Annotated in this window: 16 protein-coding genes and 1 pseudogene; 11 read left to right on the top strand and 6 right to left on the bottom strand. The window is 49.5% G+C overall.

All coding sequences use genetic code 11. The features are described from left to right. Nucleotides 1–16: 16 nt before the first annotated feature. The gene (locus AC1S52_RS29900; RefSeq protein WP_482032699.1) at nt 17–907 is read right to left on the bottom strand and encodes an ABC transporter permease; all 891 of its coding nucleotides are present in this window, start codon (nt 905–907) and stop codon (nt 17–19) included. Nucleotides 908–1,156: 249 nt separating this feature from the next. On the opposite strand from AC1S52_RS29900, the gene lpxD reads away from it, so the two are divergent. From lpxD to AC1S52_RS29880, 4 genes are all read left to right on the top strand, one after another. Next, on the top strand, nt 1,157–2,200 hold the full coding sequence (gene lpxD, locus AC1S52_RS29895; RefSeq protein ID WP_482032698.1) for a UDP-3-O-(3-hydroxymyristoyl)glucosamine N-acyltransferase: 1,044 nt from the start codon (nt 1,157–1,159) through the stop codon (nt 2,198–2,200). A gap of 214 nt (nt 2,201–2,414) precedes the next feature. Continuing rightward, nucleotides 2,415–3,407: a sulfurtransferase gene (locus tag AC1S52_RS29890; protein WP_482032697.1), complete on the top strand. Its 993-nt coding sequence runs from the start codon at nt 2,415–2,417 to the stop codon at nt 3,405–3,407. A gap of 240 nt (nt 3,408–3,647) precedes the next feature. Continuing rightward, a complete protein-coding gene (locus AC1S52_RS29885; RefSeq protein ID WP_482032696.1) occupies nt 3,648–4,853 on the top strand; it encodes a YeeE/YedE family protein in 1,206 nt (401 codons plus the stop codon). Nucleotides 4,854–4,965: 112 nt separating this feature from the next. Next, nucleotides 4,966–5,175 carry a hypothetical protein gene (locus tag AC1S52_RS29880; RefSeq protein ID WP_482032695.1) on the top strand — a complete coding sequence of 70 codons (210 nt, stop codon included), beginning with the start codon at nt 4,966–4,968 and terminating at the stop codon, nt 5,173–5,175. Nucleotides 5,176–5,455: 280 nt separating this feature from the next. Here AC1S52_RS29880 and AC1S52_RS29875 read toward each other — a convergent pair whose 3' ends face one another. After that, nucleotides 5,456–5,827 carry a hypothetical protein gene (locus tag AC1S52_RS29875; RefSeq protein WP_482032694.1) on the bottom strand — a complete coding sequence of 124 codons (372 nt, stop codon included), beginning with the start codon at nt 5,825–5,827 and terminating at the stop codon, nt 5,456–5,458. A 366-nt stretch (nt 5,828–6,193) separates the two neighbouring features. Here AC1S52_RS29875 and ychF point away from each other — a divergent pair, with 366 nt between their 5' ends. Beyond that, a complete protein-coding gene (gene ychF / locus AC1S52_RS29870) occupies nt 6,194–7,285 on the top strand; it encodes a redox-regulated ATPase YchF (RefSeq protein WP_482032693.1) in 1,092 nt (363 codons plus the stop codon). A 7-nt stretch (nt 7,286–7,292) separates the two neighbouring features. Beyond that, nucleotides 7,293–7,718, top strand: a complete 426-nt coding sequence (locus AC1S52_RS29865) for a GNAT family N-acetyltransferase (protein ID WP_482032692.1) — start codon at nt 7,293–7,295, stop codon at nt 7,716–7,718. On the opposite strand, the gene AC1S52_RS29860 is transcribed toward AC1S52_RS29865, so the two are convergent. Then, nucleotides 7,715–8,536, bottom strand: coding sequence for an ABC transporter permease (locus AC1S52_RS29860; RefSeq protein ID WP_482032691.1), 822 nt, complete (start codon nt 8,534–8,536; stop codon nt 7,715–7,717). The two genes, AC1S52_RS29865 and AC1S52_RS29860, sit on opposite strands and share 4 nt — an antisense overlap. A 504-nt stretch (nt 8,537–9,040) precedes the next feature. On the opposite strand from AC1S52_RS29860, the gene AC1S52_RS29855 reads away from it, so the two are divergent. Together AC1S52_RS29855 and AC1S52_RS29850 are read left to right on the top strand one after the other, a co-directional pair. Next, entirely contained in the window at nt 9,041–9,784 is a 744-nt protein-coding gene (locus AC1S52_RS29855; RefSeq protein ID WP_482032690.1) for a hypothetical protein, read from the top strand. 263 nt (nt 9,785–10,047) lie between these two features. Next, a complete protein-coding gene (locus AC1S52_RS29850) occupies nt 10,048–10,635 on the top strand; it encodes a DUF3172 domain-containing protein (RefSeq protein ID WP_482032689.1) in 588 nt (195 codons plus the stop codon). Here AC1S52_RS29850 and AC1S52_RS29845 read toward each other — a convergent pair whose 3' ends face one another. Together AC1S52_RS29845 and AC1S52_RS29840 are read right to left on the bottom strand one after the other, a co-directional pair. Next, entirely contained in the window at nt 10,636–10,953 is a 318-nt protein-coding gene (locus tag AC1S52_RS29845) for a hypothetical protein (RefSeq protein ID WP_482032688.1), read from the bottom strand. 205 nt (nt 10,954–11,158) lie between these two features. After that, a complete protein-coding gene (locus tag AC1S52_RS29840; protein ID WP_482032687.1) occupies nt 11,159–11,452 on the bottom strand; it encodes a hypothetical protein in 294 nt (97 codons plus the stop codon). 276 nt (nt 11,453–11,728) lie between these two features. On the opposite strand from AC1S52_RS29840, the gene AC1S52_RS29835 reads away from it, so the two are divergent. Continuing rightward, a complete protein-coding gene (locus AC1S52_RS29835) occupies nt 11,729–12,850 on the top strand; it encodes a YihY/virulence factor BrkB family protein (protein ID WP_482032686.1) in 1,122 nt (373 codons plus the stop codon). 65 nt (nt 12,851–12,915) lie between these two features. On the opposite strand, the gene AC1S52_RS29830 is transcribed toward AC1S52_RS29835, so the two are convergent. Then, entirely contained in the window at nt 12,916–14,202 is a 1,287-nt protein-coding gene (locus tag AC1S52_RS29830; RefSeq protein WP_482032685.1) for a hypothetical protein, read from the bottom strand. A 143-nt stretch (nt 14,203–14,345) separates the two neighbouring features. On the opposite strand from AC1S52_RS29830, the gene AC1S52_RS29825 reads away from it, so the two are divergent. Together AC1S52_RS29825 and AC1S52_RS29820 are read left to right on the top strand one after the other, a co-directional pair. Beyond that, nucleotides 14,346–15,002, top strand: coding sequence for a tellurite resistance TerB family protein (locus tag AC1S52_RS29825; protein WP_482032684.1), 657 nt, complete (start codon nt 14,346–14,348; stop codon nt 15,000–15,002). A gap of 146 nt (nt 15,003–15,148) precedes the next feature. Next, nucleotides 15,149–15,328 (top strand): annotated as a pseudogene (locus AC1S52_RS29820) (IS4 family transposase); the annotation flags it as partial.

The following is a 15,328-nucleotide window of genomic DNA, read 5'->3' as shown; positions in this document are numbered from 1 at the left end:
GGGCTAAAATTCCCCCCTACGCTTCATCGCGCACCCGCATCCTGGGATTTAACCATTCATTTAAGCCTTCACCCAGCAGAGACAACCCCATTACCATCAACATCATTGCCAGCCCAGGAAACAGCGTGGTCCACCAGATGCCACCAGTAGAAAGCCCATCCAACGCCTGCCGCAAATCCTGTCCCCATTCTGGGGTTTCCTCTGGTAAGCCCAACCCCAGAAAGCCCAAGCCACCTAAGGTGAGAATGGCATCGGCGGCGTTGAGGGTAAACAGCACTGGCACACTCTGCACCACATTGAGAAACAAATATCGCCTCAATACATGCCAGGTGGAGGCACCCATTGCCTGAGCTGCTTCAATAAATAGCTCCGTCTTGACACTCACTGTGTGGTTGCGCACAACCCGGTAGTACTGGGGAATATAGGAAATACTGAGGGCGATCGCGGCATTCAGCACCCCTCGTCCCACAACAAACGCCAGCGTGACCGATAGCAACAGTCCCGGTAGGGTATAAATCGTGTCCATCAAAAATAGCAACACCCGATCCAATCTGCCACCCAGGTACCCACTCACCATGCCCAGCGGCACCCCCACCACCAGGCTTAAGAGGGTTGCCAGGATAACGACCTGTAAGGCTGCCTGACTACCAAACACTGTGCGGGAGAACACATCGTAACCCAGATGAGTTGTCCCGAACCAGTGCTGAAGGGAGGGTGGGGTGTAGGGAGCGTTATCCAAAAACTCGAGCGGGTCTTGGAGCCAGCCAATGCTTTGCAAAAGGGGAGCCAGCACTGCCAGCAGCACAAAAAAGACCGTCATGGACAGACCAATGCGTGCCATCTGCATCGAAAGGCTGGGGCGATCGCTGGACTGAAAGAAACGGGATAACGGTAAGCGTACACTCATAATGACAAGTACTGTACCTCATTCTTAACCCCAACCACTCAGCGGATGGGTTTCAAGCATCATGCAAAATTTCAAACCACCCAAGACCTCCGAGGTTTTTGAAAACCTCGGAGGTCTGAGCGACCCAATCTCAATCGAGCGTTAACGGATAGGGATCTGACGGCGATTGAACGGATACTCAATTGAACGGATACTCAACTGTAAAATCAAGCAGATACCGGCAATGTACTAACCTAACCGACGGGAGCCATGAAATTTAGCGAGTTGTTAGAAAAATTGAGCGCTGCCAATCAGCATCCTTTGCGGTCCCAGGCGAGTGAGGATATAGAGATTCTGCGAGTCGCCGCGATCGATGAAGCCACTGCGGGTAGTCTCAGCTACATTGAGGGGGCAAAGTTTGCGGCTCAAGTGCAGGTTACGGGAGCCAGTGCCTTAATTTTGCCGAGGGACGCCGCGCTTCAGACTCAGGCAACGGAGCAGGGAATTGCCTGGATTGAAGCGAAGGATCCCCGTTTAGTATTTGCCCAGGCGATCGCCCTCTTCTACCAACCCTTCAAACCAGCTCCTGCAATTCACCCAACGGCAGTGATCGATCCCTCTGCCACCATTGGGCAGGAAGTTGCGATCGGTGCCCATGTAGTGATTCAACCCGGTGTTACCATTGGCGATCGCGTTTGCATCCATCCCAATGTGGTGGTCTATCCAGAGGCAAAAGTGGGCGATCGTACCGTCCTGCACGCCAACTGTGTGATTCAAGAGCGTAGTCAAATTGGAGCAGACTGCATTATTCACTGTGGCGCGGTGGTTGGTTCTGAAGGCTTTGGCTTTGTTCCCATCCCTGAAGGCTGGTACAAGATGGAGCAGTCAGGTTATGTCGTTCTGGAAGATGGGGTAGAAGTTGGCTGCAACGCAACCATTGACCGTCCGGCTGTCGGCGAAACCAGGATTGCTCGGAACACCAAGTTGGATAACCTGGTTCACATTGGTCACGGCTGCCAGATTGGGCAAAACTGCGCGATGGCAGCCCAGGTTGGGCTGGCAGGAGGAGTTAAGATTGGCAACCGGGTCATGCTGGGGGGGCAGGTTGGTGCTGCAAACCAGACTACCATTGGTGACGGAGCACAAATCGGCGCTCAGGCTGGAGTGCATAGCCATGTCAAAGCGGGTGATGTTGTGATCGGAACCCCCGCTATGCCTTACAAGACCTTTTTAAAGGTTTCTGCCATCATCCAACGCTTACCTGAAATGCATAAGGCATTGAAGGAAATCCAGCAGCGGTTAGGCAATGGGTAGGTGATCTACGGGGTAAGGGTATCTATGTCCATCTCGCCCCTTTAGATTACTTGACAAAGAATTGTTGCGAAACTACGAAATTTCGATAGTCTTTGTGCGGTTTTTCCCCTTAACCCTTGTTTTTGATACCTATTTTATGGCAATCTCTACCCTATGTTGTTTTAAGTAAGGTTTATCTATCGGCTTGCCGTAGATTTGCTGTAAGGAGTTGTCTATGAAGTTGCGACTAGGCTGGGCAAGCGTAAGGAAGCCCAGGATTTTTATGTTGTTGGCGGCACTAATCGCCAGTTTGGTTCTGGTTCCATCTTTAACTTTTTCATCGGTTGCATCTCCTTCTAAAGCAACCATTCAATTCGTTTCACCAGACTGGGTAACTGCCCATGCCCAGGATCCAAATGTCCGTATTCTGGATGTACGCAATGCACCGCTAGAGTACATTTCTGGTCATGTGCCTGGAGCGGTCAATATTGCCGATACGGCTTTTCGGGGACCGAATGGAGTTTTGCCCGTCCAATATTGGGACAATAACAGACTGGGCGATATTTTCTCAAAATCGGGTGTGTCTAACACCAGTAAGGTTCTGGTCTATTCCAGTGGTAACGATGTTTTGGGCGCAACGATGGTTGCCTATCTGCTGGAGCGCTCTGGGGTGAAGGATGTTGCGGTCTTAGATGGTGGTTTCGCTGGGTATAAAGCATCAGGACAGCCTGTCACCAGAGAATTTCCTCGCTATACCCCTGGTAAGTTTACGGTTCAAGACAATCCTGCCATTCGAGTCACAGTCGATCAGGTAGCAAAACTGACTGGTCAATCAGGTGTGGTCTTTATTGATCCTCGTCCGCCGGAACTGTTTACGGGTGAAAAGGAAATCTGGACTCGCAATGGTCATATTCCTGGTGCTCGTAATATCCCCTGGCCCACCTTTACCGAGGCAAATAATTCCGAGGAGAATTTGAAAAACCCCCATCAGTTGAAGTCTCTGGATGCAATTCGTCAGCTTTTGGCAGAGCGGGGGATTACCCCAGCGGATGATATTATTGTGACGTGCAGTACGGGGCGGGAAGCGACCCTGCAATATGTGGTACTGAAACATCTGTTGGGCTATCCCAAAGTTAGAGTCTACGAAGGTTCCTGGACAGAGTACAGCACAACGAATTTGCCGGTAGCTACAGGACCTGAAAAAACCTTAACCTCTGGTGTTCGTTGAGGCTGATTGAATGATTTTTTTGCGATCGCTGATGCTTGCTTTTCTGTTGACTCTGGGATCGCTCTCCCTGGTTGCGGCAACAGACTTTTATCAAACTAGTTTGGCAAGTTGCGAACCCCCACCTTCTGATCCTCCGAAGCAACCTCCCAAAAAATAGGTCTACCGGCTTGCATCAGGATGGGGAGATGAGGGGATATATCCCCTCATCTTTGTTTTTGTTGAAACCAGGAACGTTGAGCAATGAGTGATGTTACAGAATCTTTGGCAGTTTCTGAACCATTAACGACTCGGCTACGACCCCAACGATTGGTTGTGGCGATCGCCCTATTTTTGCTTGCCTTTGGGGCGATCGCCCTCAGTGGCTACGGCTGGAAACACAGCACCCTGTTTCTGATTGGTGGACTGTTGGGGGTCACTCTGTACCATGCCAGTTTTGGGTTTACTTCCGCCTACCGCAAACTGTTTGTTAACCGTGATGTGAAAGGCATGCACGCCCAACTGGTGATGCTGGCGCTGGCTACAATTCTGTTTGCTCCTGTTTTGGCAAGCGGAACCGCTTTGGGTGAGCCAGTCCGGGGAGCCGTTGCCCCAGTTAGTATCCAGGGAGCGATCGGAGCGATCCTGTTTGGCATTGGGATGCAGCTAGGGGGAGCCTGCGGCTGCGGCACGCTTTACACGATTGGCGGCGGTAGCCTGATGATGCTACTAACGCTCCTGACTTTCTGTATTGGGGCTTTTGGGGCAAGCCTGACCCGTCAGCTTTGGGGAGGGCTGCCAGCCAGCCAGCCAATTATTCTGGGAAACACAATCGGTTGGGTTCCAGCCATAGTAATACAGTTAGTTTTGTTTGGTGTGTTGGCAGTTGGGCTGCACTGGTGGAGCAAGCGTTCCCCTGTCCTCGCCCCCTCGCCCTCGCCCCCTCCCTCCCCGTCCCCATCTCTTCTCTACGGTCCCTGGTCCTTGGTAGCAGGCGCGATCGTCCTGGCAATTCTCAACTGGGTGACTTTAATCCTCTCCGGGCAACCCTGGCGAATTACCTGGGGGTTTGCCCTGTGGTCGGCACAGGTTGCCACCTGGCTAGGCTGGGATCCAGCATCCAGTCCCTTCTGGGGTAGTGCAGGCGGTCAACAGGCACTCAGCCAGGGGGTCTTTGCAGATGTTAGCTCGATCATGAATATTGGGATTGTTCTGGGAGCCATTCTGGCGGCTGCTCTGGCAGGTCGCTTAATACCCAAAGGTCAGCCTACGGTTTCTCTGACTGCCGCCACACTCCTGGGTGGATTAATTATGGGTTATGGAGCTTTTCTTGCCTATGGTTGCAATGTCAGTGCCTTTTTCGGCGGCATCGCGTCTACCAGTTTGCACGGCTGGGTCTGGATTGCCTCTGCCCTGGTTGGAACATTGGTAGGACTCTGGCTACGTCCGTTCTTCCGTTTGTCCAGTTGAATAGTCTACGAACGTTTGAACCAAAGAGAGAGGGGAGGTTCCGCAGGCACTTCTTAGAATACAGGGGTAGCGTCGGAACACCTACAACCACAAACTACGCCCTACTCTCACCATGATTTACACCCCCGAAGTTCCTGCCCCTCAGGTGCCCTCTCCTTCCCCTGATCCGACTCCCGGTCCGGCACCAGAGCCGATTCCTGCTCCCATCCCTCAGCCTGTTCCCGCACCTGCCCCAGAACCTGTTCCTGCGCCAGAACCCGAGCCAGTCCCTGCACCTATTCCTCAACCAGTACCGGGACCCATTCCCCAAACAGTGCCTTAGGGATGGAAATTCATTTTCTGGCGGACATTTCTGGCGGACATGATGGGAAATTTGATAGCCAAGATCCCTGTTTTCTGGTTAAATCGGGTTCAATTTACCCAATTACCCATGAGAAACTGGGAATCTGAAGGTTATCGCGCACCGCACGAGTTCATTTACTTTTGCGCTTGGTTTTCTTAGAGTTTGTCTTTTGAGCCGAAGTGGTCTTTGGCTTTCCCATTCCCTGAGGTTTAGATTTGGATGGAGTCGATGAAGCTGAGGGTGATTCAGGGATCATGCCCTAAATCATATTTTTGAGGGCTGTCGTTGTGGGATCGGCATTCTCGGATTGAAGGCTGGCATTGTACTGCTGCTGGAAAGCCTGAATACCTTCCTGCGTAGTCATGTCAAACCCTGCCTGATAACCCATGATGATAAACGCCTTGGCAGGACCTCCCCTGGCAGGATCACACAGCATGGAGGGAAATTGAGGGGCAAGGGATTCCAGATATTTGGCGATCGCCCCCGCACTGCGAAGTTGATACTCACGCTTAAGAAACTGCCAGAAGGCAACCAGTTCCGGGATGGCAGCTTCAGCTTCAGATGGGTCAAAAATGGTGATTTTGCGCGGCAAGGTGTATTCCATTAGGGACTGCACATCGCCCTGAGTCATCTTGGGCAGGGTACGCTCTTGATAGGTATAAGCCAGTTCAATGAAGCTACCAATCTAGTAACCGCCTTTGGGGTAGGTTTCAGTGTGAGCTTTGCCCTCTGGAGACTGAACAAATTCCTGGAGTAGCTCATTGACATAACCTTCCAGAATTGGTTCAACTCGTCATAGGTCAAGTTGTCTAGCTGACGAATATTAAAGGTCATTGCACTTGCTCCCCTACAAGACTTATTTACTTGATCTTGCCATCCTGCCATTCTCTAATCACCCCTCATCCCCACAAATCCACCCGCAAACCTTAGAATAGTCTTCGACCACTGCTCTGTTTATTGAAGCGGTCAATCTAAAATCCAAAATCTAAAATCCAAAATGCTAAGAGCCGGGATTGTGGGACTGCCCAATGTGGGAAAATCGACTTTATTTAATGCCGTCGTTGCCAATGCTAAGGCACAGGCGGCAAATTTTCCCTTTTGCACAATTGAACCCAATGTAGGGGTGGTTGCCGTTCCCGATGAGCGTCTGCAAGTATTGGCAAAAATCTCCGATTCCGCAGAAATTGTGCCCGCCAGGGTGGAGTTTGTCGATATTGCCGGACTGGTCAAAGGAGCCAGCCAGGGGGAAGGGTTGGGCAACCAGTTTTTGGCAAACATTCGCGAAGTGGATGCGATCATTCATGTCGTCCGCTGCTTTGACAACGATGACATTATCCACGTCTCTGGTTCCGTTGACCCGGTGCGAGATATTGAAGTGATCAATCTGGAGCTGGCACTGGCAGACCTGGGACAAATTGAGAAACGCATCGATCGCGCCCGTAAACAAGCCCGTGGCAACAAGGAACTCCAGGTGGAAGTCGATGCCCTCGACAAGCTGTTACCTGTGCTGAACGAAGGCAAACCCGCCCGTTTGGTTGCTCTGACGGAAGAAGAAGAACTGGTGATCAAACCGCTGGGACTGTTGACGCGCAAACCCATCATCTATGCGGCAAACGTGTCTGAGGATGACCTGGCAAGCGGTAACGTCTGGGTTGAGCAGGTACGGGACGTCGCCGCCCAGGAAACTGCTCAGGTGGTGGTTGTCTCTGCCCAGGTTGAGGCGGAACTGGTTGAATTGCCAGAAGCGGAGCGGGCAGAGTTTCTGGAATCTTTGGGAGTACAGGAGGGAGGGCTAAAGTCTCTCATCCGGGCGACTTATGAGCTTTTAGGGCTGCGCACCTACTTCACCACGGGACCGAAGGAAACCCGCGCCTGGACGATTAAGGCGGGAATGCTGGCTCCTCAGGCTGCCGGGGTGATTCACACCGACTTTGAGCGAGGGTTTATCCGGGCTGAAACGGTTGCCTATAAGGATCTGGTCACTGCTGGGTCAATGACTGGGGCTAAGGAAAAAGGGCTGGTTCGCAGTGAAGGTAAGGAATATCTGGTGCAGGAAGGGGATGTCATGCTGTTCCGGTTTAATGTGTAGGAGAGCGATGCCCTACCAGATTGTTTCAGCACTGACCGAGGCACAAGTTGAAGAACTGGTTGAGCTTTACCGCAATGAATTCTGGAGCCAGCAGCGGCAATTGGATGAGGTTGTGCGGATGCTGGATGGAACCGATTTGATGATTGGCATTGTAGATGAGCAGGATCATCTGATTGGGTTTACCCGGATTCTGACTGATTTTGTCTACCGGGCGTTGATTTTCGACGTGATTGTTAAATCCAGCCACCGGGGGCAGGGCTTGGGCACCTTGTTAATTGATACCGTCGTCAACCATCCCCAATTACAAGCCGTTGAGTATCTCGGTCTCTGCTGCTTACCAGAGATGATGCCGTTTTATAAACGCTGGGGGTTTAGCGAGAGTCAGGATGGCATTCGGCTTCTATTTCGATCGCAAGCCAGCCCGACTCCCTAATCCTGCTGGTGGGAAAATTTGTAAGCACCAATGGCAGATAGGGCGATCGCTACCGTTAACAAAATCGGAATGGCGTACCAGGGAAACTGGGACAGGGGCAGGTAAGCGGCAGCTCTCAGCCCCAGACTGGCATAGGTCAGGGGCAACAGGTAAACGATGCCTTTGAGGATGACGGGCAGCGTTGCTGGATCAAAAAACGTGGCACCCAGAAAAGACATCGGCACAATCACAAAGTTGTTGTAGATGCCTACACTTTCCAGGGACGTGACACTCAATCCCACAATCACGCCCAGACCAGCGAAAACAGCGCAATTCAGCACCAGAACCAGCAGAAACAGGGGATTCAAAAAACTCCAGATCCTGCCGGTAAAAAGGATTGCCACTAGAATCACCGACCCTGATGTCAGCAAACCGCGCACGATCCCTGCCATCATCTTGCCGAGGTGCAGTGCCAGGGGATGGACGGGTACCAGCATCAATTCTTCAAAGGTTTTGCTGAAGATGCGATCGCCGCAGAGCGAAAACGTTGTGCCCCCAAAGCTAATCACCATGGAGGAAAGCGCCACCATTCCCGGCAGAATAAATTCCAAATACGAGTTCCCCGCGGATGGGGTGACTGCCCGGTCTAAGGCACTACCCAGACCCAAGCCAAATCCGACAATATAAATCAGTGGTGAAACCAGCCCCGAAGCCATCACCTGAGTAATTCTCACCCGCAGATCCAGCCAGTCCCCCCAGAAGATGGTGAGAGAGTCACTCCATAGGGTTTGGAGCATGGACTGACGAAGCCGCCGATTTTGGATTGGGGAAGCGCTCACGGGTGCAACATTTCTTTACTATTTTCCTATTCTTGATGCAGACGGTTGAAATAACAAGGGGGCGATCGTGATTCATCCTGCCCCCCGACCCCCACCCTTCCCTTCCCTACCACCCACCCTCTACCACCTACTTACCTGACTACGCAAATACCGATCTTTGTAAAGATTTCATCAATATTTAAGAAAAAGTTCCTGCCAGACACCTCTTTCCCTGAAGAAACGAGCAGTAGTCCCCAAACTAACTGACGTAAAGAGTCGGGAGGTGGCAGTAGACACAAACACGCGATTTCAAGGTGCAGGAGTCAGGGGAAGCATACGCCTTAGACCTTAAGTAGTTGGATATATAAAGATCCCAGGGTTTTTGGGAGAGATGCCTTTGATGCTTATTCATCAGAGCACCGACCTCAGTGTTTATCGAGTCCGACTACTGTGTTTCGCTGTCTATGCCTCCTAACAACTTGACGTTGTGTCCATGTGGGTAACCATTGCTTCAGGAATGACTTTATGAACTTATCAAAATCCCTTCTCCCTCTCACAACTGCAACCGCTGTTTTAGGCGTTCTCTCTGTTCCCGCTCAAGCAGCAAACATCTTTGGCACGTCCGGTATCCAGTTCGATGCAGATACTATCGTTGACTTTGGCTTTGCATTCTCAAACAACCAATTTCAATCAAGCATATTCGTTGTTGAGCAAGTGGGAGGCACAACAACTCGTGTAGCAACTGTGTTTGAGGAGAGCAGACAGGCAAATTTTGTGCCGGCTCCAGGGGACCCACTACCTACTAATTGGTTTGCTACCTGTGGTTCGGGAGCCGCTGTCCCCAATTGCACGAGTTCCTTTACGTTTCGGGCGGGGGTACTCTATGCCCTCGAACTGTTTAGTGTGGCTCCCGAAGAACCTGCCAACGGACCTCGCGTTCCCAGCATGTTTTCAACCAATGCTTTGAATGGAGGAACCCAACGAGTCCTGTTTGGTTCCTTTGGTTCAGGTGGAGAGGGAGTTCCTTTTCCAAATCCGGGTAACTTTTCCTCTGCCAATCCTTTTGCAGGAATTGTTGCCCTTGCCTTTGAAGATGGAGCCTATCGATCTGAGCCTGAAGACTTTGACTTTAACGATTTCAGCATTTTTGCATCCGCCAGACTGGCACCTGCCCAACCGATTCCAACACCCCCTGTTTTGGGTGGATTATTGATTGTTGGATCGTTAGCCATGCGCCGTCGTCAGGCAGCGTCTAAGACGAAAAACTAACCTCACCTGACACAAATAGGGTGTCAGTAGACTGAGATCCCCAACTGTCCCAACCAGTTGGGGATCTGGTTTATTTTAAAGCTACCTCGCCCCACGCTGCTTCCCCTATTTCTGAGTTAGTGTATGGTAATTTAGGCGAAACTCCTTCCCTCCCTACGGCGGTTAGCTAGAATTTAGCGGCATACTAGGGTATAGGAACGGGTTCCATCCCGATAGCGAAGGTGAGATCGTTCCGTGACTTTCCCGACCCAAGACAGGCAGCTATGAAACGTAAATCCCGGTCTACCAGTTATCAATACGATAGAGATAGAGATTTGGATGATTACGAGTTTCAGGACGTTGCTCCGAAGCGAAAATCATCTAAGCCCTCCATTTTGACTGCTACGTCTCTGGCAGTGCTGGCGGGTGTGTTTATTCTGGGGATTGGAATTGGTCTTGGCTTTAGTTCCGTTGCCACCTCTGGCGGCAGCGGCGGTAAGATTGTAACCCTGGGCGATCTGGAGAGCAGAGCACCCAATGCTGAACTTTGTGTCCAGTTTGGAGCCAGCGCTATCACAATGGACACACGGGTTTTTGTGACCTTAAATCCCCTCAATGTCTTTGTCTCCCAACCGACGACCCAACCAGGCTGTATTTTGCGGAGTAACAACTGGTCAGTGTTGGAACAAAAGGGGTTGGTGAAACCAGAGCAGGTGCGCGACTGCAAACAGCGAATGAACACTTTTGGCTTTACCGGAACGCTGGAAAGCTCACCCAAGATTGATTGTGTTTATCAGAATGATGCTGCGAGAAATCTGTTCCTGAATGAACCTGGGGGCGGTGTGGCTAAACCTGAGAACCAGCGGTTTTAGCTAAACCTGAAAACCAGGGGTATTAAATGTATAGGCTGCTGAAGTTGAAGGGTTGCGATCGACCAAATATTCTCCGATCGCACCCATCACATCCAGGCTAACAGGAGCCAAAAGCATTAATCCTTCTAGAAGCAGTTCTAACCCTAATTTTTTCCAGTGGATTGATCGGGTGATAGAGCGGGGGAGGATTAATGAATACCAGGCAATAGGTAACCGACGCGGGGTAACAGGTTGAAACCCCTCAAGCCATAAAAGCATCGTCCAACCAGTTATTTTATTCTCAGTGGTTGTTGCAATCGTTGGTTGAAGGTCTCTCATTAGAAGCTTCCTGCCAGTTCTGTTTGGCTGAATGATAGAAAGCTTGAGAAATCCTTCACTGCGAGAACTTGCGGAAATATATTGGCTCTCAATTCAGATGTCCGTAAAAGTACGTTAGTGGGTTGCGAACGAATAATCCCCCACTAATGTTTTATGGCAGAGATTGTTCACCAGTAAGGTGAATGGATAGTTATAACTAATTGCGTTAGTACTGTCTTCTTCTACGCGCTTCAGGCTGAAATAGAAGCCAGATTATAAATCCTAATGTCCCTGTTCCCATCAATAAGGGAATGAACAAAAGCTGACCGAAAATCCCAAGTTTATTTTGGGCTTTCAAGTCTGCATAAGCCCAAATGACAATCCAACTATACAACCCATTGATCGCGATTAACCCCAGAGCAAAGAGTGGGTAAGCAGTCATGCCGACTAGAATCACATAAGGCAAGAACAGAAGCAGGCTTACAGACAATTTGATTAAAACAGAGATTAAAGCAGGCATATAGCGTTTTTGAATCCAGTGAGGTACATGGATAGCCGCAAAACCCTTGAGTCAAATAGATGAGATGTACCTCACCCAGAAAGGAAACGCTGTAAGCAGCAAAGTAAAACCCTATCCAATAATCCCTGCCGCCAAAGCCCAATAATCAGTCAAAGGCACAGAACTCAGCCTAATGATGGCACAAGTCTGCATCATATTACTTCTGGAGGAAGACATTGCAGAAGTTGGCTTTCTGATATTCTGCTGAACAAATGCTGAAGTATTAAAAATACAGCTATGAAAGTTCCTGCTTTTGTCCCCTTGCTGAAGGCAACGTTCTCGAAGTGGACGGAAGATAAAGTGCCACGATTGGCAGCCGCTTTAGCTTATTTCACAGTCTTTTCGCTAGCTCCGTTACTGATCATTTCTATTTCCATTGCAGCTATCTTTTTTGGCGAAGATGCCGCCAGAGGACAGATTGTTGGGCAAATTCAGAGCTTGGTTGGGCAAGAGGGGGCAGAGGCGATCGAATCCATGATTGCTAACGCAAACCAGGTAGAAGGCGGCGTGGTAGCCACTATCGTGGGTATTGTCACCCTACTGTTAGGGGCATCGGGGGTGTTTGGGCAGTTACAGGATGCGCTTAACACCATTTGGGAAGTTGCCCCTAAGCCGGGACGCGGCATTGTTAATTTTATTCGGGTTCGTATTCTGTCGTTTGGAATGGTGCTGGCGATCGGCTTTTTGCTGTTGGTTTCATTGATAGCCAGTGCAGTCTTGGCTGGGTTAGGCACCTTTATGAATGGCATCCTTCCTGATCTGGCTCCTCTCTGGGAGGTTGTTAACTTTGTGGTCTCCTTTGGTGTGATCACCTTTTTGTTTGCGTTGATTTATAAGGTGCTGCCGGATGTACGAATTACCTGGGGCGATGTCTGGATCGGTGCAGCGTTTACGGCATTTCTATTTACAATTGGGCGCACGTTGATTGGGATTTATCTGGGCAGTGCAGCGATTGGCTCTGCCTATGGCGCGGCTGGTTCCCTGGTAGTGATTCTGGTCTGGGTGTTTTACTCAGCACAAATTTTGTTGTTTGGGGCAGAGTTCACTCAGGTGTATGCTCGTCGCTATGGTTCTCGGATTCGACCTACTTCGATCGCAGTTCCTTTAACTGATGAAGGGCGCGTGCAGCAGGGTATTCCTCGCACTGAGTATGTGAAAGCGATCGCCGAGGCAGAAGAAATCCAAGCCTCCGAATCTTCTCCACGCTCCCAACGGGGTGAGATGGCTACCCAACCCACGAAAGCTCCACGCCATTCCTCTTCGTCTCCCAATCTGACAATGGTGGTTTTGGGATCAATGGTTGCCATTGTTGATACGATTCGCGGCACTAGCAAAGGTCACCGTCGCCGTCGTCGGTAGTCTAACCAAGGAGATTTCTGATGGATGATGGATACTCTTCAAATGGTAGGTGCTCCTACGGACGATCACACTTTCTCTTCTGTGAGTTCTTGTTCAGACTCATCTCTGACCTGAAAGTACCAGTAGAGATTAGCAACCGACAGATCAGACATTTGCTGTAAATTTACCACTGTAAGAGCTTTATGCGCTGCATTCTCGGCTTGCTGACTGATATAAGTTTCATATTCTCTCCGGGTTTCAGTATGCATCATCAACCGGAGAGCATCACATAGAGCCGGAAAGTGAGATTTCTGCTTCAAAGTCTCATAAAGCAACTGCTCTGGAGGAATTGCCGTCAAATCTACTGTGACAGAGGTTTCAGTTGTGTCAGGTTCGCTGACATCACTTTCTTGTAATGACTTTTGTTCAGAAGGAGGGAGCGATCGCACCCAATCAACCTGATCTTGCCAAAACTTCAGTACAACCAGGTCGTGATCATGAATACGTGTGATTTCTGGGAAAATAATATCTAGTTCATCTTCTGATTCACAGCGATCGACAACTTCAATCACATCCTGACGAATTCTTTCTTGGAGTTGCCCTAAACAAATGCTCAAAGCCTCCGGCTGATTTTGCAGTTGATATGTGACAGCAATAGTCTGTTCAATTGCCCATGCACACTCTAGCCTGCGGAGTTGTGTCACCGCATTAGCTTCTGGCAGCAGATGCGGATTTCTGTAATCAGCTAAAGACTCTGTCAGAATTTGCCGTTCGTTAGCCAGTCCAGAATTTTGAACATTCAAGTCCTCACACATCATGTCAATCTTTATCAGTCTGGTAGCTTCCAGAAATTTTCCATAGGCTTGAGCTAGGGCTTGACGGTGCTGCCTGAACTCTATGTCTTGAACAGCCTCATCAATTTTCTGAATAATTTCTGTTCCTTGATCTCTCAAAACTCGCTTTAGGTCAAGAAATCCCTCCCGCATCTCAAGCCGTTGCAGTTTAACATCCTCTCTCAGTTTCAAAAGCTGCCAAAGGCTCACAGCCGAAATTGCTAAGTTAGCTACAACTCCAACTCCTGTCAGAATCGTCATCGTTTGCAAAACACTTAAGCTTGCCTGGATGCCTTGTAGTCCAACCTGAACAGCTTGAAATCCTTGCTGTGTTTGGTACATCTGAGCAAATTGCAGAGGAACAGCGATCGGATTAAAGGGAACCCCAGCATTACTTAATATTCCGACTGCATTACCAACAAAATGCCCTGTTGCCTTTTCTCGGGCGGTTCCCATCACCACCCCTGCTGCATTCTTTACGACTTCATACTTACCTGCGTCAATGCCAGCTTGAATTAGGGGAGGAAAGGCAAATAGCATAGTGGTTAATTGGAATTACTCAGTTGCTTTAAGCTTAAATCAGCAATTTTGTAAAGATACCCGTATTTTCCCGGAGATTCACGTTAGTTTTTGGCTAACTTGGGCATATTCCAAAAACGTGACGCTCTAAGGCTAGGAAACGTATGATGATTTCAGAGACGGTTGACCTGAAGGTTGTTGAACTCCTGTCGCAGATTACCGGGAAAAAGCTTGATCCACGGGATGTAACACTGCCCGTTCTTTTTCTGGCTGCTCTAACCACGGTTCTTCTGGGTGTAATGTTTGCCGATCAAAGAGTGACTGAGGAAGAAAAGCAGCGTTGGCAAAAAACTCTGAATCGTTTCATTCCAGCAGAGGGCAATGTTCGTCAATTGGCTCAATTGCTTAGTAAAGGAATTCGAGAACAAAAGATTTATGCGAATTCCGATGAAACGTTGACATTGCTGAAACCGTTTTCTGAGTCTGAGAAACTATTGCTGATCGGATTTGGCTATGAAATGTCTGCTGCTGATGGAGAGATCGCTGAATCAGAAAAACAGCATTTACGTCAACTTGCGAACCTGGGGGGACTGAAGCCTGGTTATTTCAATGTGCTAGAAGCTGGATTTACTCAACAATTAGTTCCAGATCTGACAGCACTGGAAGAGGTTAGATCCTTGCTCGATCCGGCTCGATTCCACGAATTGGATACTCTGTTTGTAAAGGCTGCAAGCGAATTGCTATCAGCCAGAAGTGTTGAAAGAAAGCTTAAGACAAGAAAAAAGGGGTCAGAAAATAGTATTCTGACCCCTATCAAATAAAAAATTCTGTCTGATGCTATCGTCGTTTCCCAATATTGTCAAATCGGTAGTCAAAACGACTGTCGCAGACTGACTAACCAGTTTTGAAAACCCGATTGTTCTTTAAAGTCTGGCTGACGTTTGTGCTCGACGCCAGCTTGACGAGCATGCGAGATCTATTTTATCGGATCAATCATGCTGTCATTTGTGTTGATATTTCAACCTTTTCTAAAGCCTGTAAGACTCGGCAAGGGGAGAACTTTTGCCGGATTTATATAGAATTGCTCGAACGCTTGAAGCGACAGCACCCCGCAACCGCGCAGATGTTGATTCCGATTGACTCAACA

Source organism: Kovacikia sp. CALU 1929 (assembly GCF_056784235.1).
This window is presented reverse-complemented; position numbering and strand designations above follow the sequence as displayed.

What these genes read in the sequence shown, in the direction of transcription:
- AC1S52_RS29900 (WP_482032699.1), bottom strand. Translation starts at nt 907, where the DNA reads ATGAGTGTACGCTTACCGTTATCCCGTTTCTTTCAGTCCAGCGATCGC.
- lpxD (WP_482032698.1), top strand. Translation starts at nt 1,157, where the DNA reads ATGAAATTTAGCGAGTTGTTAGAAAAATTGAGCGCTGCCAATCAGCAT.
- AC1S52_RS29890 (WP_482032697.1), top strand. Translation starts at nt 2,415, where the DNA reads ATGAAGTTGCGACTAGGCTGGGCAAGCGTAAGGAAGCCCAGGATTTTT.
- AC1S52_RS29885 (WP_482032696.1), top strand. Translation starts at nt 3,648, where the DNA reads ATGAGTGATGTTACAGAATCTTTGGCAGTTTCTGAACCATTAACGACT.
- AC1S52_RS29880 (WP_482032695.1), top strand. Translation starts at nt 4,966, where the DNA reads ATGATTTACACCCCCGAAGTTCCTGCCCCTCAGGTGCCCTCTCCTTCC.
- AC1S52_RS29875 (WP_482032694.1), bottom strand. Translation starts at nt 5,827, where the DNA reads ATGACTCAGGGCGATGTGCAGTCCCTAATGGAATACACCTTGCCGCGC.
- ychF (WP_482032693.1), top strand. Translation starts at nt 6,194, where the DNA reads ATGCTAAGAGCCGGGATTGTGGGACTGCCCAATGTGGGAAAATCGACT.
- AC1S52_RS29865 (WP_482032692.1), top strand. Translation starts at nt 7,293, where the DNA reads ATGCCCTACCAGATTGTTTCAGCACTGACCGAGGCACAAGTTGAAGAA.
- AC1S52_RS29855 (WP_482032690.1), top strand. Translation starts at nt 9,041, where the DNA reads ATGAACTTATCAAAATCCCTTCTCCCTCTCACAACTGCAACCGCTGTT.
- AC1S52_RS29850 (WP_482032689.1), top strand. Translation starts at nt 10,048, where the DNA reads ATGAAACGTAAATCCCGGTCTACCAGTTATCAATACGATAGAGATAGA.
- AC1S52_RS29845 (WP_482032688.1), bottom strand. Translation starts at nt 10,953, where the DNA reads ATGAGAGACCTTCAACCAACGATTGCAACAACCACTGAGAATAAAATA.
- AC1S52_RS29840 (WP_482032687.1), bottom strand. Translation starts at nt 11,452, where the DNA reads ATGCCTGCTTTAATCTCTGTTTTAATCAAATTGTCTGTAAGCCTGCTT.
- AC1S52_RS29835 (WP_482032686.1), top strand. Translation starts at nt 11,729, where the DNA reads ATGAAAGTTCCTGCTTTTGTCCCCTTGCTGAAGGCAACGTTCTCGAAG.
- AC1S52_RS29830 (WP_482032685.1), bottom strand. Translation starts at nt 14,202, where the DNA reads ATGCTATTTGCCTTTCCTCCCCTAATTCAAGCTGGCATTGACGCAGGT.
- AC1S52_RS29825 (WP_482032684.1), top strand. Translation starts at nt 14,346, where the DNA reads ATGATGATTTCAGAGACGGTTGACCTGAAGGTTGTTGAACTCCTGTCG.